The following is a 17,811-nucleotide window of genomic DNA, read 5'->3' on the forward strand; positions in this document are numbered from 1 at the left end:
AAGTAAACTTTCAGCCGGCAGTTAATGGAAAAATCAAACATTCTTTCCGGCGTAAGATTGATTTACGCCGGATTTTTTATCCCGATTTTCCAGCCGGAAAGGCCCTTTAGCCGCACCTGTTTCCAAACTTTTCCTCCCAATCACGCGCGATCCGGCACCGTCTGGTCAATCGTTATCCGGCGATAGTCCTCGCCCTGGGCGTAGTCCTTTTCTATCCTGATCCATACCGTCTGCGCCGGCAGCAATTCGGGAAAACGATCCGCCCATTCAATCAGGGTTACGCCCTGGCCATAAACATATTCCTCAAAACCAATTGCCTCCAGCTCCTCCGGTTCTTCCAGCCGGTAGACATCAAAATGAAAAAACGGCAGCCGCCCCTGATGATATTCATTGACCAGCGTAAAGGTCGGCGACGACACCGGCTCCTCAATCCCCAAGCCTTCGGCAAAACCCTGGCTGAAAACCGTTTTGCCCACACCCAAATCTCCGGCCAAGGCAAATACCGCCCCTTTAGGGGCGCTTTCCGCCAGCCTGCGGCCTAAATCCCGCGTTTCTTTACTTGTTTTTGTTTCGATTATTTGCATTTTTCTTTTTCGGCTCGCTTTTCTTTTTAATATCGACCGGACGACCGGCTTCTTTGCTGCTTTCCGGCGGCAGGGTCTTGGCTTTCTCACTTGCTTCGGCCGCTGCACTGTCCTCTTCCTGATTTGTGCTTTGACCGGTTCGAATCAATATTTCTTTTATTTCCGGCAGTTCCCGGCCGGTCACCGGTTTCTCCGCTTCCTGTTTTGTCTGCTTTTGCGCTTCGGCTTTCTCCGTCTTTTTATCTTTTTGATCTTGTTGAACTTGCTGGGCTTTTTTGTCTTTTGGTTCCGGCTTAATCTTTTGCCGGTCGCCGCCGGTTTCCTCCGGTCGGCGCGTTCCCATCTCTACCTGTTTTTCTTTTAATAATTGCTCCAGATCAGCCGCATCTTCTTCTGCGATACAGCGTTTCGGCAAAATAAAGGCTTGCTTGCTGTTAACATACAGCAAATAGGATTTGCCGTTTAAATCCATCGCTTCCAGCTGATGCCAAAACAACTTGGCTTCGCCGGTATATTGCTTGATTTGCAGCATTTCCGAATCAATGGTAAAAATAATTTTATTCTTAAACACCGAGTTGGAAATCATCTGCCGCTTGGCATTGGTGTACAGCGACAGCGGTGATATCACCAAATAAATAAGCGCCACCAGCAAAAAAATGATTGCCGTAAAAGCATCTTTCCATACGGCTGCCACTACCGGCGCGCCAATCAGCGCGGCCACTCCCAGCCCCCAGGTCAGCTTGCCCTGCCAGGTCGAAAAGCTGTGACGCAGCAAAAAAAAGAAAATATCTTCGACCGTCAGTTTTACTTCTATTTTCCATTCCTGATTCATTTTTCTAATCGCCTTTCTGCCAAAAGGCAACAACCCTGTTGCTGCCTTTCGTGCTTTTTCTCAATCCCTGCCTGCCCGTGGCCGCCGAAAACCGTACTTGCACGGGCAGCCGCTTTTCAGCCGCAACCAGCGCAGGATTGATAAACTCTTTAGTTAATCAGCATACTCAGCCCGATGCGTTTGGTTTTCGGATCAGCCGACAAAACCTTAACTTCAACCACATCGCCGACCGCTACTACCTCCAAAGGATGTTTTATAAACTTCTTTGACATCTGCGAAATATGCACCAAACCGTCCTGATGGACACCGATATCGACAAAGGCTCCAAAATCAATGACATTGCGCACCGTTCCCTTTAAGACCATGCCCTCCTGCAAGTCTGAAATTTCCAGTACATCCTGCCTTAAAACCGGTGCCGGCATATCTTCACGCGGGTCGCGCCCCGGCTTTTCCAGTTCCTTGCAAATATCCTCCAGCGTCATCTCACCCACGCCCAATTCGCCGGCCAAGGCCTTCATATCCTTAATCTTTTTCCGTTTTTCCCGAAAGGCCTGAAATTCCTGACGGATATCGCCAATTTGCAAATGTTCAAGCAAACGGCGGGCCGCCTGATAACTTTCCGGGTGAACACCGGTATTATCCAGCGCTTCCGTGCCGTCCGGCACCCGTAAAAAACCGGCCGCCTGTTCAAAGCTTTTATTCCCCAGACCACTGACTTTTAAGAGTTCTTTCCGATTTTGATATTTACCGTTTTCTTCGCGGTAAGCCACAATATTTTTGGCCACCTTGCCGGAAATCCCGGCAATATAGGAAAGAAGCGGAGCAGAGGCGGTATTGACATTCACTCCCACCCGGTTGACAGTATCTTCCACCACACCAAACAAGGCTTCACCCAAGGTTTTTTGATTCATATCATGTTGATATTGACCGACGCCAATTGCTTTCGGCTCAATCTTCACCAGCTCCGCCAGCGGGTCTTGCAGTCTCCGGCCAATTGATACCGCACTGCGCAGCGCCACATCGTATTCGGGAAATTCTTCACTCCCTAACTTCGAAGCGGAATACACCGAAGCACCGGCCTCATTAACAATCACATACTGTAATTTTTGCGGCATTTCGCCAATCAACTCCACCACGAAGCTTTCCGTTTCCCGGGAAGCCGTGCCGTTGCCGATGGCAATTAAATCGGCACCATGCTTTTCAATCAGCTTTTTCAGCACGGCCTTAGCTTCTTTGACTTTGGACTGCGGCGGTGTCGGATAAATGACGGCCGTATCAAGAACCTTGCCAAACTCATCAATCACCGCTGTTTTGACACCGGTACGAAAGGCCGGGTCAAGCGCTACAACGGCATGTCCGGCAATCGGCGCCTGCATCAGAAGCTGCTGCAAGTTCTTTGCAAAAACTTTAATTGCCCCTTCTTCGGCTTTCTCGGTAAAACTCGTCCGAATTTCCCGCTCAATCGAGGGGAAGAGCAGCCGTTTATAACTGTCCTCAATTGCCGCCTGCAGCTCGGCTGCACAACTCGGTTCCTCAGTTTTAATCCACAGCTTGGCCAAATATTTAATCATCTGCTCATGCTCGCCGTCAATTTTAACACTTAATATTTTTTCCTTTTCCCCTCGGTTAATGGCTAAAATCCGGTGTCCGGCCACTCCTGATAAATACTCGCTGTAATCGGCATAATTTTGATATACGCCCGCATCCTCGACTTTGGCTTTCGATACCACCTTGCCGAAGCGGCTGAAATACCCGCGAATATATTTGCGGGCAGCCGAATCTTCCGAAACCATTTCAGCAATGATATCTCTGGCGCCCTGTAATGCTTCCGCCGCCGTTTCTACTCCCGCCTCGGCATTGATATAGGCCTCGGCCAATACTTCGGCTCTGCCGGTGCCTGCCATAATTGCCTGTGCCAGCGGCTCCAAACCTTTTTCTCTGGCAATAGTCGCCTTGGTTCGGCGTTTTTGTTTATAAGGCAAATAAAGGTCTTCCACTTCAACCAAGGTTTCCGCTTTTAAAATCTCCGCTTTTAATTCCTCGGTCAGCTTCCCCTGCTCCTCAATCAAGCCCAGCACCTGCTCTTTTCTTTCTTCCAAACCCTGCAAATAGGTCAGCCGCTGATGCAAATCCCGCAGCACGTCATCCGACAAGGCTCCTGTCAGCTCTTTCCGATAGCGGGCAATAAACGGAATCGTATTGCCTTCTTCGATTAATTTCAAGGTGTTCTCCACCTGCCAGGCCTTTAATTGAAATTCGGCAACTAATTTTTCCTGGATATTCATATCTTCCTCTTTCTTCCTTTATTTTCGGCGACATTCCGCCGTTTCTGATATTTTCCGGCTCTGATATTTCCCATTTCTAATATTTTCTCGTTCTGATATTTTCCGGCTCTGATATCTTCCGGCTCTGATATTTTCCTGTTTATTATATCTTTGCGCCACTTATTTCGTCAAGGATTATTTTGCCAACAGTTCAGGCAAATGGATAGTTATATATGATACTGCCGGGGAAAGCTTGCTTTCACAAGCAGTAGCATATATAACTATCCATTTGCGGAACGCATTCACCCAGAATTCGCGCCAGCGAATTCTGGGTGGCTTGCCTGAACTGTTAAATTTAGAGCAAACTGATATTTATACCCGATATGCCGGGGCGCTTGCTCACCAAAGGCATATCAAGTGTAACTATCCATTTGCGGAACATGCTGATAATTTCCTTACGGCGAATTATCGGTGGCTTGCCTGAACGAAAATTTATTTCGCTGAATTGCAAATGGCTTGCCTGAACTTTGTAAAATTTAGTCCTTTTAATTTTCCATATTTGTATTTTGACATAAAATTATCTCTTCTCATTTCCCTTTTCCAAAATGTTTTTTAGAAAATATTGTTTTTCCTGCGAAGTATAGTATAATAGGAAAAAAGAAGTTAGCTCAATGGACAAGACAAAGCAAGAAAATACATTCAATCTTTACAATCAAAGTGAGGTGCTTATCATGAGCAGACAACAACTGCATACCTTGATTGATACTATTGACGAAAAAGACATTGATTTACTGCAGGCATTACTTTTAAAATTTATTCCTTCCGATATTCCACTTCCCGACGAAATCGAAGCAATCAAACAAGGGGAAACAGACTTTAAAAATAAGGATATCTATACTCACGATGAAGTATGGGGCTAAAAAGCGCATACACAAGGGCTGCTGCAAAATACAGATGTTTCACAAGATATTGCGATAAATCGCAAAGATTTTTCCTAAATCTTGCGCAGCAATCTTAAAATGCAACAGCCCTCTTTTCTTAGCACTTCAAAGGGAGTTTCCCATTATCGAAAAGCGCCGGGACTGCGATGATACCTCTCCCTTTTACAATTTTCTTTTACAGTTCCTTTGGCAGCCTCTTTTACAGCTTCTCATACAGGTGATACAACATTTCCGCCGCCTGCCTGCGGGTGATGGCCTGCCCGCCGTCATACAGACCATTTGCCGTCTTGAGCATTTTGCCACATCTAAAAACGTACTGTTGGCACTGCCGTCATACGTATACGACATCCTGACCAAAATCGTTAAAATCTCGCTTCTTTGAATGGGAGCATCCGGGCTGAACTGACCGGACACATTGCCCTGCAAAATTTCCTAACTCAACTTCCCCTGATCGAAGTGCTGCGCACTTCTGCCCGCGTGGGCGACCTACCTAAAAAAGACTGTTCTGACAAACATAGGAAAGTTGAGTAATGATATTTTAATACTGCTTGAAAAGCTATATAGTGTACAACTTATTTCCGCTTCTATACAAGCGGAAATGTGGGAAAGACTAAAATCCACTTCTACCCTTTCCGTGTGGAAATTACTTTTACACTTTACCCCCCTAATCTTTTTCCGGAAAATTGGAAGTTAAGACTTTTAAAGTTTATATAAATATGGTATATTAAGTACTGGGAATTGGCCCTTTATGGGCAGAAAGCAATTCCAAACCCACACCCGGAACTTGCGCCCCTTGCTTTTTTCTGTGCGGCCAGGGAAAACAGGTTCAAATCCCGCATTATCGAAAGGAGATTGCCATGTTAGAACCGCTTTTTGTCGATGTTTATGATAAATTCAAGCTCAATTTTTATAAAAATATCTTTAAGGGTTTTGACCGGCAAAAGAATCCTCTGACCATCACCGAATCCTTTTGTTTGGAAGTGATTTATTCTTTAAAAACTCCCACTATTTCTGAGCTCTCCCGGTATCTTGGCATTTCCCAGCCCAATACCACCTATAAGGTCAATGAGCTGATTCAAAAGGGTTATATTGAAAAGAAAAAAGATCCCCTTGATAAGCGGCGGGTTTTGCTTTATCCGACCGAAAAGTTCACTAAGTATTATTCCCTCAAAAATCAATATGTCAGCACCGTCTGCGATCGGATGCGGGCTACTTTTTCGGCTAAGGATTTGCAAAAGCTGGAATCCATGCTGGCGACTATATCCAATGAATTGATGCCGGAAGTCAGCATCAAAAAAGAGGTTGAATGATAATCCTATATTGTAATTCTGAAAAACTTGTGAAAGAGCATTAAAGAGTTGACAAATGTTCTTTCAAGATATATGCTATATATAGCATAGAGGAGGGTGAATTGTTCAGTGTAAATTTTTACCGTGAAGAAGACGGCAGTAAACCAGTTGGAGAGTTTATCCGAAGTCTGGATGTAAAAATGAAGGCAAAAGTAGTATCTGATCTGCATCGATTAGAAATGCTGGGAAATGAAGCGAGAGCTCCATTGAGCAAGTACCTTGGTGAAGATATTTTTGAACTTCGCACTATTCTGGGAACTAATATAGTCCGGATTTTATACTTCTTTGATGAAGATGAAATCATTATTGCAACAAATGGATTTGTCAAAAAACAACAGAAAACTCCACAGAGCGAGATACTGCTTGCCAAACAGAGAAGAACGATTTACCTGAAAAGAAAGGAGTGTGAGCGATGAGTGATTTACAAGAACTGACGAATGAACTCATGCAGGATACTGCGTTCAAAAAAGAATATGAAGCACTTCAGCCGGAGCGGGACATTACCATGTCTATTATTCGTGCAAGGAAAGCAGCAGGCCTGACACAGGCCGAGTTGTCTCAAAAGACGGGGATAAGCCAAGCAGATATCAGCCGATTGGAAAATGGATCAAGAAATCCAAGTCTTGCATTGTTGAATCGTATTGCAGAAGCAATGAACTCAACGCTAAAAATCGAATTTGTTCCCAATAAGCATTTAGCAAAATAAGATGTTAAGTTAGAATACAATATTTTATTTTCGAAAAAATCAGAAAGGAAATGAAACAATTATGGACAAAACAAAAGAAACGAAACCGGAAGTTTTTTGGGATTTAACCCCGCTTTATACTTCGTTTGCCGACCCGAAGCTGGAAGCCGACAAAAAAACCTTAGTCGAGTTCTGCGATCACCTTTTGGCGCAGGCTTCCGCTCTGGCTGCGGCCGATTCGCCGGTCGATGCCTGCAACCGGTATTTAACCACCTATAATCAAGCCCTGCTGCTGTTGGATAAACTCTATAATTACGGTAGTTTGACCTATGCGGTCAATACCGCTGACAGTGCGGCTTTAAATCTGGTAGAAGTGCTGGAGGGCTATTTCCCCAAACTGTCATTAGCCGAAGCGCATTTTAAAATGTGGCTGAAAGAGCTCCCTGACTTTAATGCTTTGCTGACAGCTAAAGAACTTCAGGCTTTTCACTTTTATCTGAACTCCGCCCGGCAAAGCGCCGCTCATACGCTCAGCACCGCCGAGGAGGAACTCTTTGCCCTGCTGCAAAACACCGGCGGAAATGCTTGGAGTAAGCTGCAGGATCAAACCGTTGCCAGCTTAACCGGCCATTTTCGCGGGGAAGACTTGGTTTTATCGGCTCTCCGGGCAAAAGCTTATGATCAGGATCCGGCTGTTCGGCGCGAGGCCTATGAGGCGGAACTGGCCTGCTATCCAAAAATGGATACCGTTTCGGCGGCCTGTCTGAACGCAATTAAGGGCGAAGCCATTACCGCCGCCGCCAAGCGCGGTTATGATTCGGTGCTGGATATGACCCTGCAAAAATCGCATATGGATAAAGAAACCCTGCAAGCCATGCTGACCGCCATGGAAGAAAGCCTGCCGGCTTTCCGCAAATATTTCCGCAAAAAAGCCGAACTGCTCGGCCATAAAAACGGGCTGCCTTTTTATGATTTGTTTGCTCCGGTCGGTGAAGTGTCGATGGAATACAGCTACGAGCAGGCCAAGCAATATGTGATTGACAATTTCAGTCAATTTTCACCGGAACTGGGCGAGTTCGCCGCTCATGCTTTCGCTCATGACTGGATTGACGTTTACCCGCGCAAAGGCAAGGTTTCCGGTGCTTTTTGCAGTGAAATCAAGTCATTGGAAGAAAGCCGGATTATGACCAATTTTGACGGCAGTTTAAGTGATGTTTACACCTTGGCTCATGAGCTGGGACATGGTTTTCACAATTACTGCATGAAGGGTGTGGCACCGGTTAATTCCGATTCGCCGATGCAGTTGGCGGAAACGGCTTCCATTTTCTGCGAAACCATTGTCGCCAATGCCAGTTTAAAGGAAGCTTCCCCGCAGGAAAAGGTTGTGATTTTGGAAAATGACATCATGTCTACCGCCCAGGTGATTGTTGATATTTTAAGCCGCTATTATTTTGAAAGCGAATTGATTGAAAAGCGGCAAAACGGTTCACTGTCGGTTGACGAACTGAAAGCTGCCATGATTCGTGCCCAAAAAAGAACCTATGGCGACGGTTTGGATGAAAATTACCTGCATCCCTATATGTGGATGTGTAAGCCGCATTATTATTCGTCTAATCTTAATTTTTACAACTTCCCCTATGCCTTCGGCGAGCTGTTCGCCAAAGGTCTGTATGCCTTATACGCCAAAGAAGGGGCTGGCTTTGTGCCGAAATACAAAGAACTGCTGCGCTCAACCGGCAGCCGCAGTACGCATGATGTGTTGGCGATTGTCGGCATGGACTCGCACAGCCCCGAATTTTTCCGCGGTTCTCTGGCACTGACGATTGCTAAAATCGAGGAATGGCTGAAGCTGGTTTAAAACTCGCAAAAAGCCTGCGGCTTTTCGCTCTTCTTGTCCGCAAAAAGCCTGCGGCTTTTCGCTCTAAAGTAACGTTTTATAATATGAAACCCGCATTGGTTTGCGCGAGGCTGACCAATGCGGGTTTTTGTATTTTGCGATAAAAACATCAAGTTTCTTTATCGATTTTCTTTATTGAATTAATTTATCAGATTTCTTGATTGGTTTTCGACTAAACCTGAGCTTGGGCAGCTTGTTTAGCTTGATTTACCCGCTGTTGATACTCCAGCACCGCATTCGGCCCGCTGTGTCTGCCAACCGGATGCTGACGGTACTTGTCCGAATAATCGGCTTTCAGCTGAAAGAAAGGATCGCCGCTAACCACGCAGTATGACTGTAAATCCTGCCGGTAATGATCCAGCAGTAAGCGATATTCCGGCAGAGCGGCCAGATTTTTCTGCTCCAGCCGGTCAGTGGACATATCATAAAGTTCCTCCTCCAGACCGTTTTTATCCTGATAAGCCAGATATTTATAGCTTTCGGTCAGGTACATTCTGGCCGGCACAAAATAGCCCTCAAACTCATCATGCCATTGACTGACAACATAACTTTCCGTTGGATAGTCCGGCCAGCTGCCTTCTGCTCCTTCCGGTTTCCGGTCGCATCCAACGGCTGGCTGCCCCTGCTTTTCCGGTGATTGCCCGTTATCAAACTCTGCCGCTTTTCGATCCGTCTGCCCTGACTTCAACTCTGCCAGCAGCGTCGGCCAATGCGATACTCCGGCGGCGCTTGCCGGTATCGGCAAACCGGCATAATCAGCCAAAGTCGGCAAAAGATCTATCAGCGAAAACAAGCAGTCATAGCGCTGCGGCTGCCGCCCCGGCACTTGCAGAACGAACGGTACCCTGACCGTTTCCTCATAAAAGGTGCCGGACTTGGTTACAATCTGATGTGCAGCCATGCCTTCGCCGTGATCGGCCATGAAAACAATCAGAGTATCCTCGGCTTTACCTGACTGTTTCAGCGCCGACAATACCCCGCCGATCTGGCGGTCAACCTTCTGCAAATAATAATAGTAGGCATGCAGATAATGCTGAAAATCCTGCTCTGACCAATCCGCTGTTTGGCTCTGCCGCCGGTGCCCGCAGCAAAGATATTGCAAGAAAGAAGCACGGGAATGGGTATCACTGTCACGGAAATTGTCCGGAAGCGGCGGCAGCTCCTCCGGCGGCACATGATTTGCCCCGCTCTCCGCGTGGGCGCCAATATAGGCACAAATATTGTGGGGATTTTGCAAGTCAACCGCCATAAGGAGAGGCTTATCTATATTTGGCGCAGTCTGCTGCAAATAACGAACGGCTTTTTCGGTGGTATCAATATCAAAATAAGTTTCATAGTCATAAGGCAGCGCCGGATTTTCCGGCTCTGTTTTTTTCTGCTCGTTTACCACCTTGGTAAAGCCCCGCAGTGCCCCATAATCATGCTCTTTGCCAAAATGAATACACTCGTAGCCGCCCTTTTGAAAGACTTCTCCCAAAGTTGTAATACTATCTGGAAAATCTGCCTGCTTTTGCTTGGGCAGATTACTGATCACGCCGTTTTGATGCGGATAACTGCTGCTCCAAAAGGAGGCTCTGGCCGGTTGGCACAGCGGGCAGGGCGTATACGCCCGTTCAAATACAATGCCGCGGTCTGCCAACGCATCGATTGCCCGTGTTTCCGAATCAGTATTGCCATAGGCTTTTAAGGCCTTGGCGCTTAATTGATCACAAATCAAAATTAAAATATTTTTCATGTCTGCTCCTTTAAAAACTTCTCTTTTCTTTTTCAGTATGCCCTTTGTATTCCCTTTTCGATTGTCAGAACATTTTCTGTTGCTGGCAAGGGTTAAGAAATGAAGAATAAAAAAGTTTCGCAAAAAGTTATGAAAAATGCAACCCCGTTTTTAATAGGATTGCATTTTTCATTTTTCTTATCGCTTTTTGAATATCCCTGAAACGGACAGGCCATCCACTATCTCTTCAAGAAAGTTTCATAAGCGGCCTGGTTGATTTCGGTTGCCCGCTCAATCTTACGATTTTTCAGTTCTTTGACAAACTCATCGTAGGTAGCTTCCACGTCCTTGGTACCCAAAATCCATTCCTGCAGCATCTGATTGACATACGGTTTCACATTGGACATAATGTTCTGGTACTCGGTTTCATCTTCCGGTGTATATTTTAAGTTCAATGCTCCGTCAAAATACGGCGGCAACTTTTCCGGGAACCATTCCGGATGCGATTCATAATACGCTGCTGCTTCCTTAGCGGCCGGTTGAGCAAAGGCGGCCTCATATGCCGGATTTTGCACCATACCGATCCGGTATTGAATGCCCTGCGAGCGCAGATAGTTCAGCGGCGTAAAGTCCGGATTTTCCATAACCAGCGGCGTAAATGCCTTGGTACCGTCTGCTTCTTTGGTGTAGGTGACACCCTCGATACCGAAGTTCATCATATCCGAACCCTTTTCGGTAAAGAAGAAGTTAAAGAACTTAATCAAAGTCACCGGATCCTGGCACTGGGCAGAAATTCCCCAGCCGGCTACCGGATAACGGGTTGTTCTTTCAATGATCTGACCGTTTTGATTTTTCATCGGAGCGATTGCTACGTTGTTAAAGCCCGGTACACTGTCTGCCAGCTTAACATTGTAGTCGCCGGTGCTCGGCCAGTCATGCGTAAAACCAGCCTGATTGGCTGCATACAAAGTATCTCGGCTCTTTGCACCGCGGGTGAAGATTTCCGGATCAATCAAGCCTTCCTTGTACCATTTAGCCAAGGTCTTAACACCCAATACAAAATTATCTTTCATCAGCGGTTCATATACTATTTTGCCGTCATGCGGATAAAATTCCGTACTGGTATCAAACATGTACAAATACTCATCCTGCATCTTGGGAGCTGCCCGGTCAAACAGCGGAATTTCGTCCTTCTCGCCATTGCCGTTCGGGTCATTGTTGCGGAACGCAGTCAATACTTCATATAATTCATCAATCGTGGTCGGCGCCTGCAAGTTCAGCTTATCCAACCAGTCCTGACGAATCCACCAGAACTCAGCTGATTTTAAAGTCAAATTCTTGGGAATGAAATAAATATTTCCATCTAAAGAAGTAGCAAAGGAACGGAACTTCGCATCATTGTCCAAAACCTTCTGTAAATCCGGTGCATGTTCCTTAATCAAATCGTTCAGCGGAATCAAACCACCGTCACGACCCAATTTTTCCAAATCGGCCGGGTTCTTGTAACCGATAATATCGGCTAACTTACCGCTGGCCAGCATCATGCTGAAAGCCTCTTCTTCATTAGCGTTGGACTGAGAAATTACGCCTTCCAGGCTGACATTGGTTTCTTTGGCAATTTCTTTCCAAATCATCCAGTCAGAGTTAAACGGCATATTGTTAAAGTTTAAGAAAATAGAGAAAGTTTTCGGGGTATCAGAAACCAGGCTGCTGGCTGCTTCTTCCTGCTTGCTGTCTTCTTTTCCGCTTTCCGTTTTCGCATCCTCTTTTGCATCCGTTTTGTTTTCAGCAGTCGTTTCCTGCTTTTTGTCATCGGTCTTGGGTGCTTCTGTCTTGCCGCAGCCGGCAAACAGAGAAACTACCAACACCAGCGCCAACATTAGGCTCAGTTTTTTCTTCATCATCTGTCTCCTTCTTTTTGTTACAGCTTAGGCAAACGCCAGATTAGGCGCGGCTTGCTTAAGCTATAAACCATTTTGATAAATTATTATGTTTCTAAGTAAGACCGGATCTTACCCCTATAATAGAAAATTCTCCAAACTCGGCAGTGGCTGCCCTTCTCTTGCATTTCAAGCGCAGCCGGCCTTTAGGAACATCTCTATTTTTCACGGCAAAACCGTTCTCTTTATATCAAATGAATCCTCATTTTGATATCTGTTTTTAGCATACGGTCACGCCAGAATCAGCCCTTAACCGCACCGATGGTCGCGCCGCTCTTAAAATATTTCTGCACGAACGGATAGACAATCAACATCGGAATAATAGAAATTACAATTGTCGCATAAATCACCGTGGTCGGCGAAGATAGGGATGCCGCCGTTAAAATGGCCGAATCCGTTTCATTCGATACCTTATCGACAATCATTTTCTTCAAAAATACCTGCAGCGGTACTTTGGTATCGCTGGTCAGCAGGCTCATTGCCCAGAAATAACCGTTCCAGCGGGTAACCGCATAAAACATGCCCACAGTCGCCAGCGCCGGCTTAGACAGCGGCAAATAGATTCGCCAAAAAATACTTAAGTTTCTGGCACCGTCAATAATGGCCGCTTCTTCAATCGACTCCGGAAGCTGTTCAAAAAAGCTTTTTAAAATGATTAAATTATAAGTGTTAATGGCAAAGCCGAATAAAATTGCCGCTCTGGTATCAATCAGATTGAAATCGACAAAATTGACATAGGTCGGAATGATACCGGCGTTAAACCACAGGGTAAAGACTGTCAGCAGTGTGAAGAACTTTTTAAAAATCAGCTGCTTCTTTGACAAAGCGTAAGCCATGGTCGCCGTAAAGAACATATTGACCAGTACCCCGGCCGCCGTATAAAAAATAGTATTGGCATATGCCGTCCAAATTCCCGGTTTTTTTGCTGCCGCCACATAACTGGCAATGGTCGGCGATTTCAGCCAAAACATCACCTCGCCGCCGTCAACATAAAGCGGCCGGCTGAGGGAAGCAATCACAACATAGTAAATCGGATAAAGCGATAAAATCGTAATGATAATACCGACTGCAACCATTACCATGTTAAATATTTTTTCATTCCTTGTCATAAAGGCAGTTTCGGATATTCTTTTTTTCTCGTCCATAATCCCTCCTACCAGATTGAAGTCTGTGATACTTTTTTGCTGAGTTTATTGGCAATCACTACCAAAACAAGGGCAACTATCGCTTCAAATAAGCCGGCCGCCGTCGCCAGCCCGTAATTGCGGTTGCTCAGACCCGTCCGGTAAACATAGGTCGCAATAACATCGGCGGTAGAGAATGTTGACGGCAGGTAAAGCAAAATGATCGCCTCAAATCCAACCTTAACCATTTTACCGATATTTAAGACCAGCATAACCAAAACAATCGGACTAATCCCCGGCAGAGTGACATTCCAAATCTGCTGGAGCTTAGTTGCGCCGTCTACCTTGGCAGCTTCATACAGTGCCGGGTCAATCCCCATAATTGCGGCAATATAAACAATCGAGCTAAAGCCCGCTGTCTGCCACAAAGTCATCAGCGTATAAATCGGCCGAAAATACTCGGGCTTCGTCATAAAATAAGTTGCCTCGCCGCCTAATTTTTTAATGAAGAAATTAATAATACCGGTACTCGGCGACAGGAAATTGATAACCATACCGCAAACGACCACTACCGAAATAAAATACGGCAGAAAAGTCGCCGTCTGGGTCAGGCGGCTGACCCATTTGTTTTTCATTTCCGTGATGGCAATTGCCAGCAAAATCGGCAGCGGAAAAACAATCACTAACTGCCACAGGGCAATCATCAGTGTATTGACCACGGTTCGCGAAAAATCCGGACCGCTCAAAAATTGAACAAAGTTAGCCAGGCCGACAAAACGACTGCCGCCTATGCCCCGAAAAATATTATACTCATAAAACGCAATCCGTAGCCCCGCCATCGGCCGATAAGCAAACAATAGGTACCAAAGCAAACCTGGCAACAGCAAAATCAGGAGATCGCCATCTCTTTTAAACTGCTTCCACAGAGAAAGCTCTCTTTTCCTGATTTTTTTTACTTTTTGATTTTTCTGCTTTTCCATGTACTCCTCTTACTCCGTTTCTTCGGTGGTTTTGTGTTTCCGTTGATTTTATACTATCATAAGTTTTGCCAAAAAGATATCGCCATTTTTCCAACGATTGTCATTTTTCCATAAACAAAATCGGAAGTCGCCCATTTTCAAGGGAAAAAGTCACAGTCAAGGCAATAGCATAATCCTACTCCCTCTCCGCAAATGCCTTCGGGGTCAAACCGACATGCTTGGAAAACACCCGAATAAAAGTATTGGCACTGTTAAAGCCAACTCGCTCGGCCACCTCACTGATTTTGGCATCCGGCTGTGCCCGCAGGATTTCCTTGGCTCTTTCAATCCGGAAATTATTCAGGTAAGTTTTGAAGTTTTCCCCAACCGACTGCTTAAACAGCATGGAGCAATATTTTTCCGAAGCGTTGATCTTTTCTGCCAAATCCACCAGCATAATATCTTCATGATAATGCTCCTCAATATAGGTTAAAAGTGTCTTGGCCAAATCGTCGTCCTCCTGCTTTTCCTTGGAGGCGACAAAGTTTAAAATATCACTGATATCCTGGCGGATTCTGGCAAAAATCTCCGGATTCTGCCATTCCTCGTCCAATTCGTGCAAATCGTACTTCAGCGGAATCTCCATATAAAACTCGCGCAAAATCCGGTGCAGCGTGCCGGTCAGCATCAGAACAAAACGACGCTGAGTCTGGGGAGCGGAAGCCATAATTTTTTCGTTCTGGCTGATAATCCGGTCAAACAGTTTCAAACTTTCCGGATTGCCTCTCAGTACCGCCTGAATCAGACTGTTTTCCGCCGCCAAAGGATACGAGTAATTCTCATCCGCCTTCAGCGGAATCAGGTCGGCGCTTAAAAATCTCTGCTGCCGGTACAAATATTTATATTGCAGCAGTAAAGAGCATTGCAAATATAAGGTTTTAATACTCTCCATGCCAAAACCCGGGTCGCTCAGGGCAATCTGCACCTCAGCGTCAGCCGGACTGTCCTCTAATTTTTCACTGATAAAGCGTCTGGCCGCCTCCAGTGATTCCGCTTCTAAAATCAAAGTGCAGGAGATATCCTCGGTATTGATATACCGAACTCCGGCGCTGCTTTCTAATTTTTCCTGTAAATACTGTTTAAATAAATAGCATTTTTCTTCACTTGCCAGATTATGCAGACTAAAAACCGCCACCACATAGAGCTGCCCCTCTTTTCGGTCAGCTTCCGGCGGCAGGATGCCAAACAGCAAATCCCGGTTTTGTTTGTAATGTAACAGTCTTTCCTTTTCCGACAGCGTTTCCCTCAAATCCTTTGATAACTGGTGCGCCTGCGCCGCCCCCTGCTTTAAAAGCTTAATCTCGTCGTGCTCATTATCCGCCGGAACAATACTTTTCGTTTCCGTCACCAGCTCCTTAATCGGCCGGTACAGGCTTCGGGTAATCAATGAACTGACCGCCGCAATCAGCGCCGCCAGCGCCAAAAAAGGCAGTAAAAAATAAAAGAAGAAGAACGCCATATCCGGTTTTTTCTTCTCATAGGAGGCTGTCAGAATCCAGTCCAGTCCATCCAGCCAGCGGGCAAACACAACTTCTTTCCGCGATTCGATTAACTCCCGGCCATCACTTACTATCGCCTGCATTTGTTCATAGCTGATATTTTTTCGACCGGCAAAAATCGTCTGATGATCCGCTAAGTTCCACGATACCGCCGGAGCAAAATCAATCAGTTCGGCCAGCGGAACCTGCAAAAAGATGAGGTACGGCCGATCCTGCAGCCGGTCATATTTCATATAATGCAGCACTCTCTCCCGCTCAAAAGAAAAGCTGGCACCGTTTCCTCGTGCCGTCAGTTTCTCCGACTGCTCCGCCAGTGCTCCGGCATCGCCGAAAAACTCCTCCGCAAAGCTCTCCTTACCGGTCGTGCCATAAGGAGTAATCACCGATGCGCTTTTTTCCGGAATGGTAATCGACAGCACGAACGCTGCGTTTAAATAGCGGGAAGATACCCTCGTCAGTCGGTCTTTGAGCCGGGAACTATACAAATAGTACTCGCCGCGGGTGGACGCGCTCAAAAAGCTTTGCAGTTCCTGACTTTTTTCAATTGTGTGCAAAGCCTCGGCAATGATCTCGCTCTTGAGCGAGGCATTGCCGAGCGTTTTTTCAACCGATTCGTCCATCGCCGTCCGGTAATCGCGGGCATTCATCTGAAATACCAGCCCGAAAATGACCGGTACCAAAATGGATGTCAGAATCAGGGAAAGCATCAAATTCATAATGTACATTTTCTTTTGATATTTCCCATAGCGTTGAAAAATGACTTTGCTTTTCATTTTACCAATATAACTCCCAATCTTTGCTGCATCTTACCAATGCTTCCAAGTAAAAATAATCTCCCCAGGTGTTGCATTCGTCGACATTGCGGTTGACGCCGGCGTTAAACGGGCTTTTTCTGACATATACGCCATGCAGCAGGAGGCCGTTGGATTCCGCCGGGCTCTTAACAGCATAATTCTCAATCAGCGATCTTAAAATCCGCATCGCAATATTGGTATAGTATTCTGCCTTATCCGCCGGTAAATATTTGGCCATTTCCAGCATACCGCAAACTGCAATCGCCGCTGCCGAACTGTCCCGCGGCTCATCGGAACCGTCGGTAAACTCAAAGTCCCAATACGGCACCAGATCTTTCGGCAAATGCTCAATAAAGAAATCCGTCATCTTATAAAAAGTATCCAGGTATTCCGGACGTTTCACATAGCGGTAACTGAGCGCCGTACCGTAAATCCCCCAAGCCTGTCCCCGCGACCAGGCCGAGGTATTGCTGTAACCCTGATGCGTTACACCGTACATCGGCTCGCCGGTTTCTTTATTGAAATAATAAGTATGATGAGTGGAGTTGTCTTCCCGCAATACTACTTTTAAAGCGGTATGGATATGCTTGGTCGCAATCTCTTCATATTTCTTATCACCGGTCACCTCGCTCGCCCAGTACAGCAGCGGCAAGTTCAGCAGACAGTCAATGATCAGCCGATAATTATCATCCGCTCCCATTTGTCCCCAAGCCTGAATAAAATCACCCTTGGGCTGATAGCGGGAAATCAAATTGTCCGCTGCTAACACAGCCGCCTGCTTGCCTTCTTCGCTGCCGGTCAGCTTATAAGCCGCAACGCAGGAAAGGCTGTATAAAAAGCCCATATCATGATGATCCACATCAATCCGCTCCTTGATTCGATTTAAAAAGCTGTGAACATGCTTTTGGCCAATCTCCTTAAACCGTTCATCGCCGGTCATTTCATAGGCCAGCCACAACTGTCCCGTCCAAAAGCCGGAGGTCCAGGTCGTGTTATCCGATGGTGCATAAAAATTATCAGTCGTTCCATCCACCTTAAAATTGTCCGTAAACTTATCCAAATCGGCGCGAATCACGGTTACTGCGGTATCCACCGCCTGTTTGATTTCTTCTTTGTTTGCTGCTTGATAGTCCATGTAGTTCATGCTTCTTTCCCTTTCTTATATAGGT

Annotated in this window: 14 protein-coding genes; 5 read left to right on the forward strand and 9 right to left on the reverse strand. The window is 46.0% G+C overall.

Features of this window, described 5'->3' with window-relative positions; genetic code table 11:
• Window positions 1–140: 140 nt before the first annotated feature.
• The 3 genes from C3V36_02330 to C3V36_02340 all read right to left on the reverse strand — a co-directional run bounded on the left by C3V36_02330 (window position 141) and on the right by C3V36_02340 (window position 3,701).
• Window positions 141–584 carry a tRNA (adenosine(37)-N6)-threonylcarbamoyltransferase complex ATPase subunit type 1 TsaE gene (locus C3V36_02330; GenBank protein ID AVM68188.1) on the reverse strand — a complete coding sequence of 148 codons (444 nt, stop codon included), beginning with the start codon at window positions 582–584 and terminating at the stop codon, window positions 141–143.
• On the reverse strand, window positions 556–1,416 hold the full coding sequence (locus C3V36_02335; protein AVM68189.1) for a hypothetical protein: 861 nt from the start codon (window positions 1,414–1,416) through the stop codon (window positions 556–558). Before C3V36_02335 ends, C3V36_02330 begins: the two co-directional genes overlap by 29 nt.
• A 149-nt stretch (window positions 1,417–1,565) precedes the next feature.
• The gene (locus tag C3V36_02340; protein ID AVM68190.1) at window positions 1,566–3,701 is read right to left on the reverse strand and encodes an RNA-binding transcriptional accessory protein; all 2,136 of its coding nucleotides are present in this window, start codon (window positions 3,699–3,701) and stop codon (window positions 1,566–1,568) included.
• Window positions 3,702–4,411: 710 nt separating this feature from the next.
• Here C3V36_02340 and C3V36_02345 point away from each other — a divergent pair.
• The 5 genes from C3V36_02345 to C3V36_02365 all read left to right on the forward strand — a co-directional run bounded on the left by C3V36_02345 (window position 4,412) and on the right by C3V36_02365 (window position 8,513).
• Window positions 4,412–4,600 (forward strand): hypothetical protein, encoded by a 189-nt coding sequence (locus C3V36_02345; protein AVM70410.1) that lies wholly within the window; start codon window positions 4,412–4,414, stop codon window positions 4,598–4,600.
• An 878-nt stretch (window positions 4,601–5,478) separates the two neighbouring features.
• A complete protein-coding gene (locus tag C3V36_02350) occupies window positions 5,479–5,931 on the forward strand; it encodes a MarR family transcriptional regulator (protein AVM68191.1) in 453 nt (150 codons plus the stop codon).
• Between the two features lie 101 nt (window positions 5,932–6,032).
• Window positions 6,033–6,386: a type II toxin-antitoxin system RelE/ParE family toxin gene (locus C3V36_02355; protein AVM68192.1), complete on the forward strand. Its 354-nt coding sequence runs from the start codon at window positions 6,033–6,035 to the stop codon at window positions 6,384–6,386.
• On the forward strand, window positions 6,383–6,676 hold the full coding sequence (locus C3V36_02360) for a transcriptional regulator (GenBank protein AVM68193.1): 294 nt from the start codon (window positions 6,383–6,385) through the stop codon (window positions 6,674–6,676). The genes C3V36_02355 and C3V36_02360 overlap by 4 nt, the downstream gene beginning before the upstream one ends.
• A 61-nt stretch (window positions 6,677–6,737) precedes the next feature.
• Window positions 6,738–8,513, forward strand: coding sequence for an oligoendopeptidase F (locus C3V36_02365; GenBank protein AVM68194.1), 1,776 nt, complete (start codon window positions 6,738–6,740; stop codon window positions 8,511–8,513).
• 211 nt (window positions 8,514–8,724) lie between these two features.
• Here the strand turns inward: C3V36_02365 and C3V36_02370 are convergent, their stop codons facing one another.
• From C3V36_02370 to C3V36_02395, 6 genes are all read right to left on the reverse strand, one after another.
• Entirely contained in the window at window positions 8,725–10,287 is a 1,563-nt protein-coding gene (locus tag C3V36_02370; GenBank protein AVM68195.1) for a sulfatase YidJ, read from the reverse strand.
• A gap of 218 nt (window positions 10,288–10,505) precedes the next feature.
• Window positions 10,506–12,167, reverse strand: a complete 1,662-nt coding sequence (locus C3V36_02375) for an ABC transporter permease (GenBank protein AVM68196.1) — start codon at window positions 12,165–12,167, stop codon at window positions 10,506–10,508.
• A 281-nt stretch (window positions 12,168–12,448) separates the two neighbouring features.
• Entirely contained in the window at window positions 12,449–13,282 is an 834-nt protein-coding gene (locus C3V36_02380; protein ID AVM70411.1) for a carbohydrate ABC transporter permease, read from the reverse strand.
• Window positions 13,283–13,359: 77 nt separating this feature from the next.
• The gene (locus C3V36_02385) at window positions 13,360–14,310 is read right to left on the reverse strand and encodes a sugar ABC transporter permease (protein ID AVM68197.1); all 951 of its coding nucleotides are present in this window, start codon (window positions 14,308–14,310) and stop codon (window positions 13,360–13,362) included.
• Between the two features lie 175 nt (window positions 14,311–14,485).
• Window positions 14,486–16,621: a hypothetical protein gene (locus C3V36_02390; GenBank protein ID AVM68198.1), complete on the reverse strand. Its 2,136-nt coding sequence runs from the start codon at window positions 16,619–16,621 to the stop codon at window positions 14,486–14,488.
• 1 nt (window position 16,622) lies between these two features.
• The gene (locus C3V36_02395; GenBank protein AVM70412.1) at window positions 16,623–17,777 is read right to left on the reverse strand and encodes a glucoronyl hydrolase; all 1,155 of its coding nucleotides are present in this window, start codon (window positions 17,775–17,777) and stop codon (window positions 16,623–16,625) included.
• Between the last annotated feature and the right edge of the window lie 34 nt (window positions 17,778–17,811).

The organism is Lachnospiraceae bacterium oral taxon 500 (genome assembly GCA_002999035.1).
Lineage (GTDB): Bacteria > Bacillota > Clostridia > Lachnospirales > Vallitaleaceae > W11650.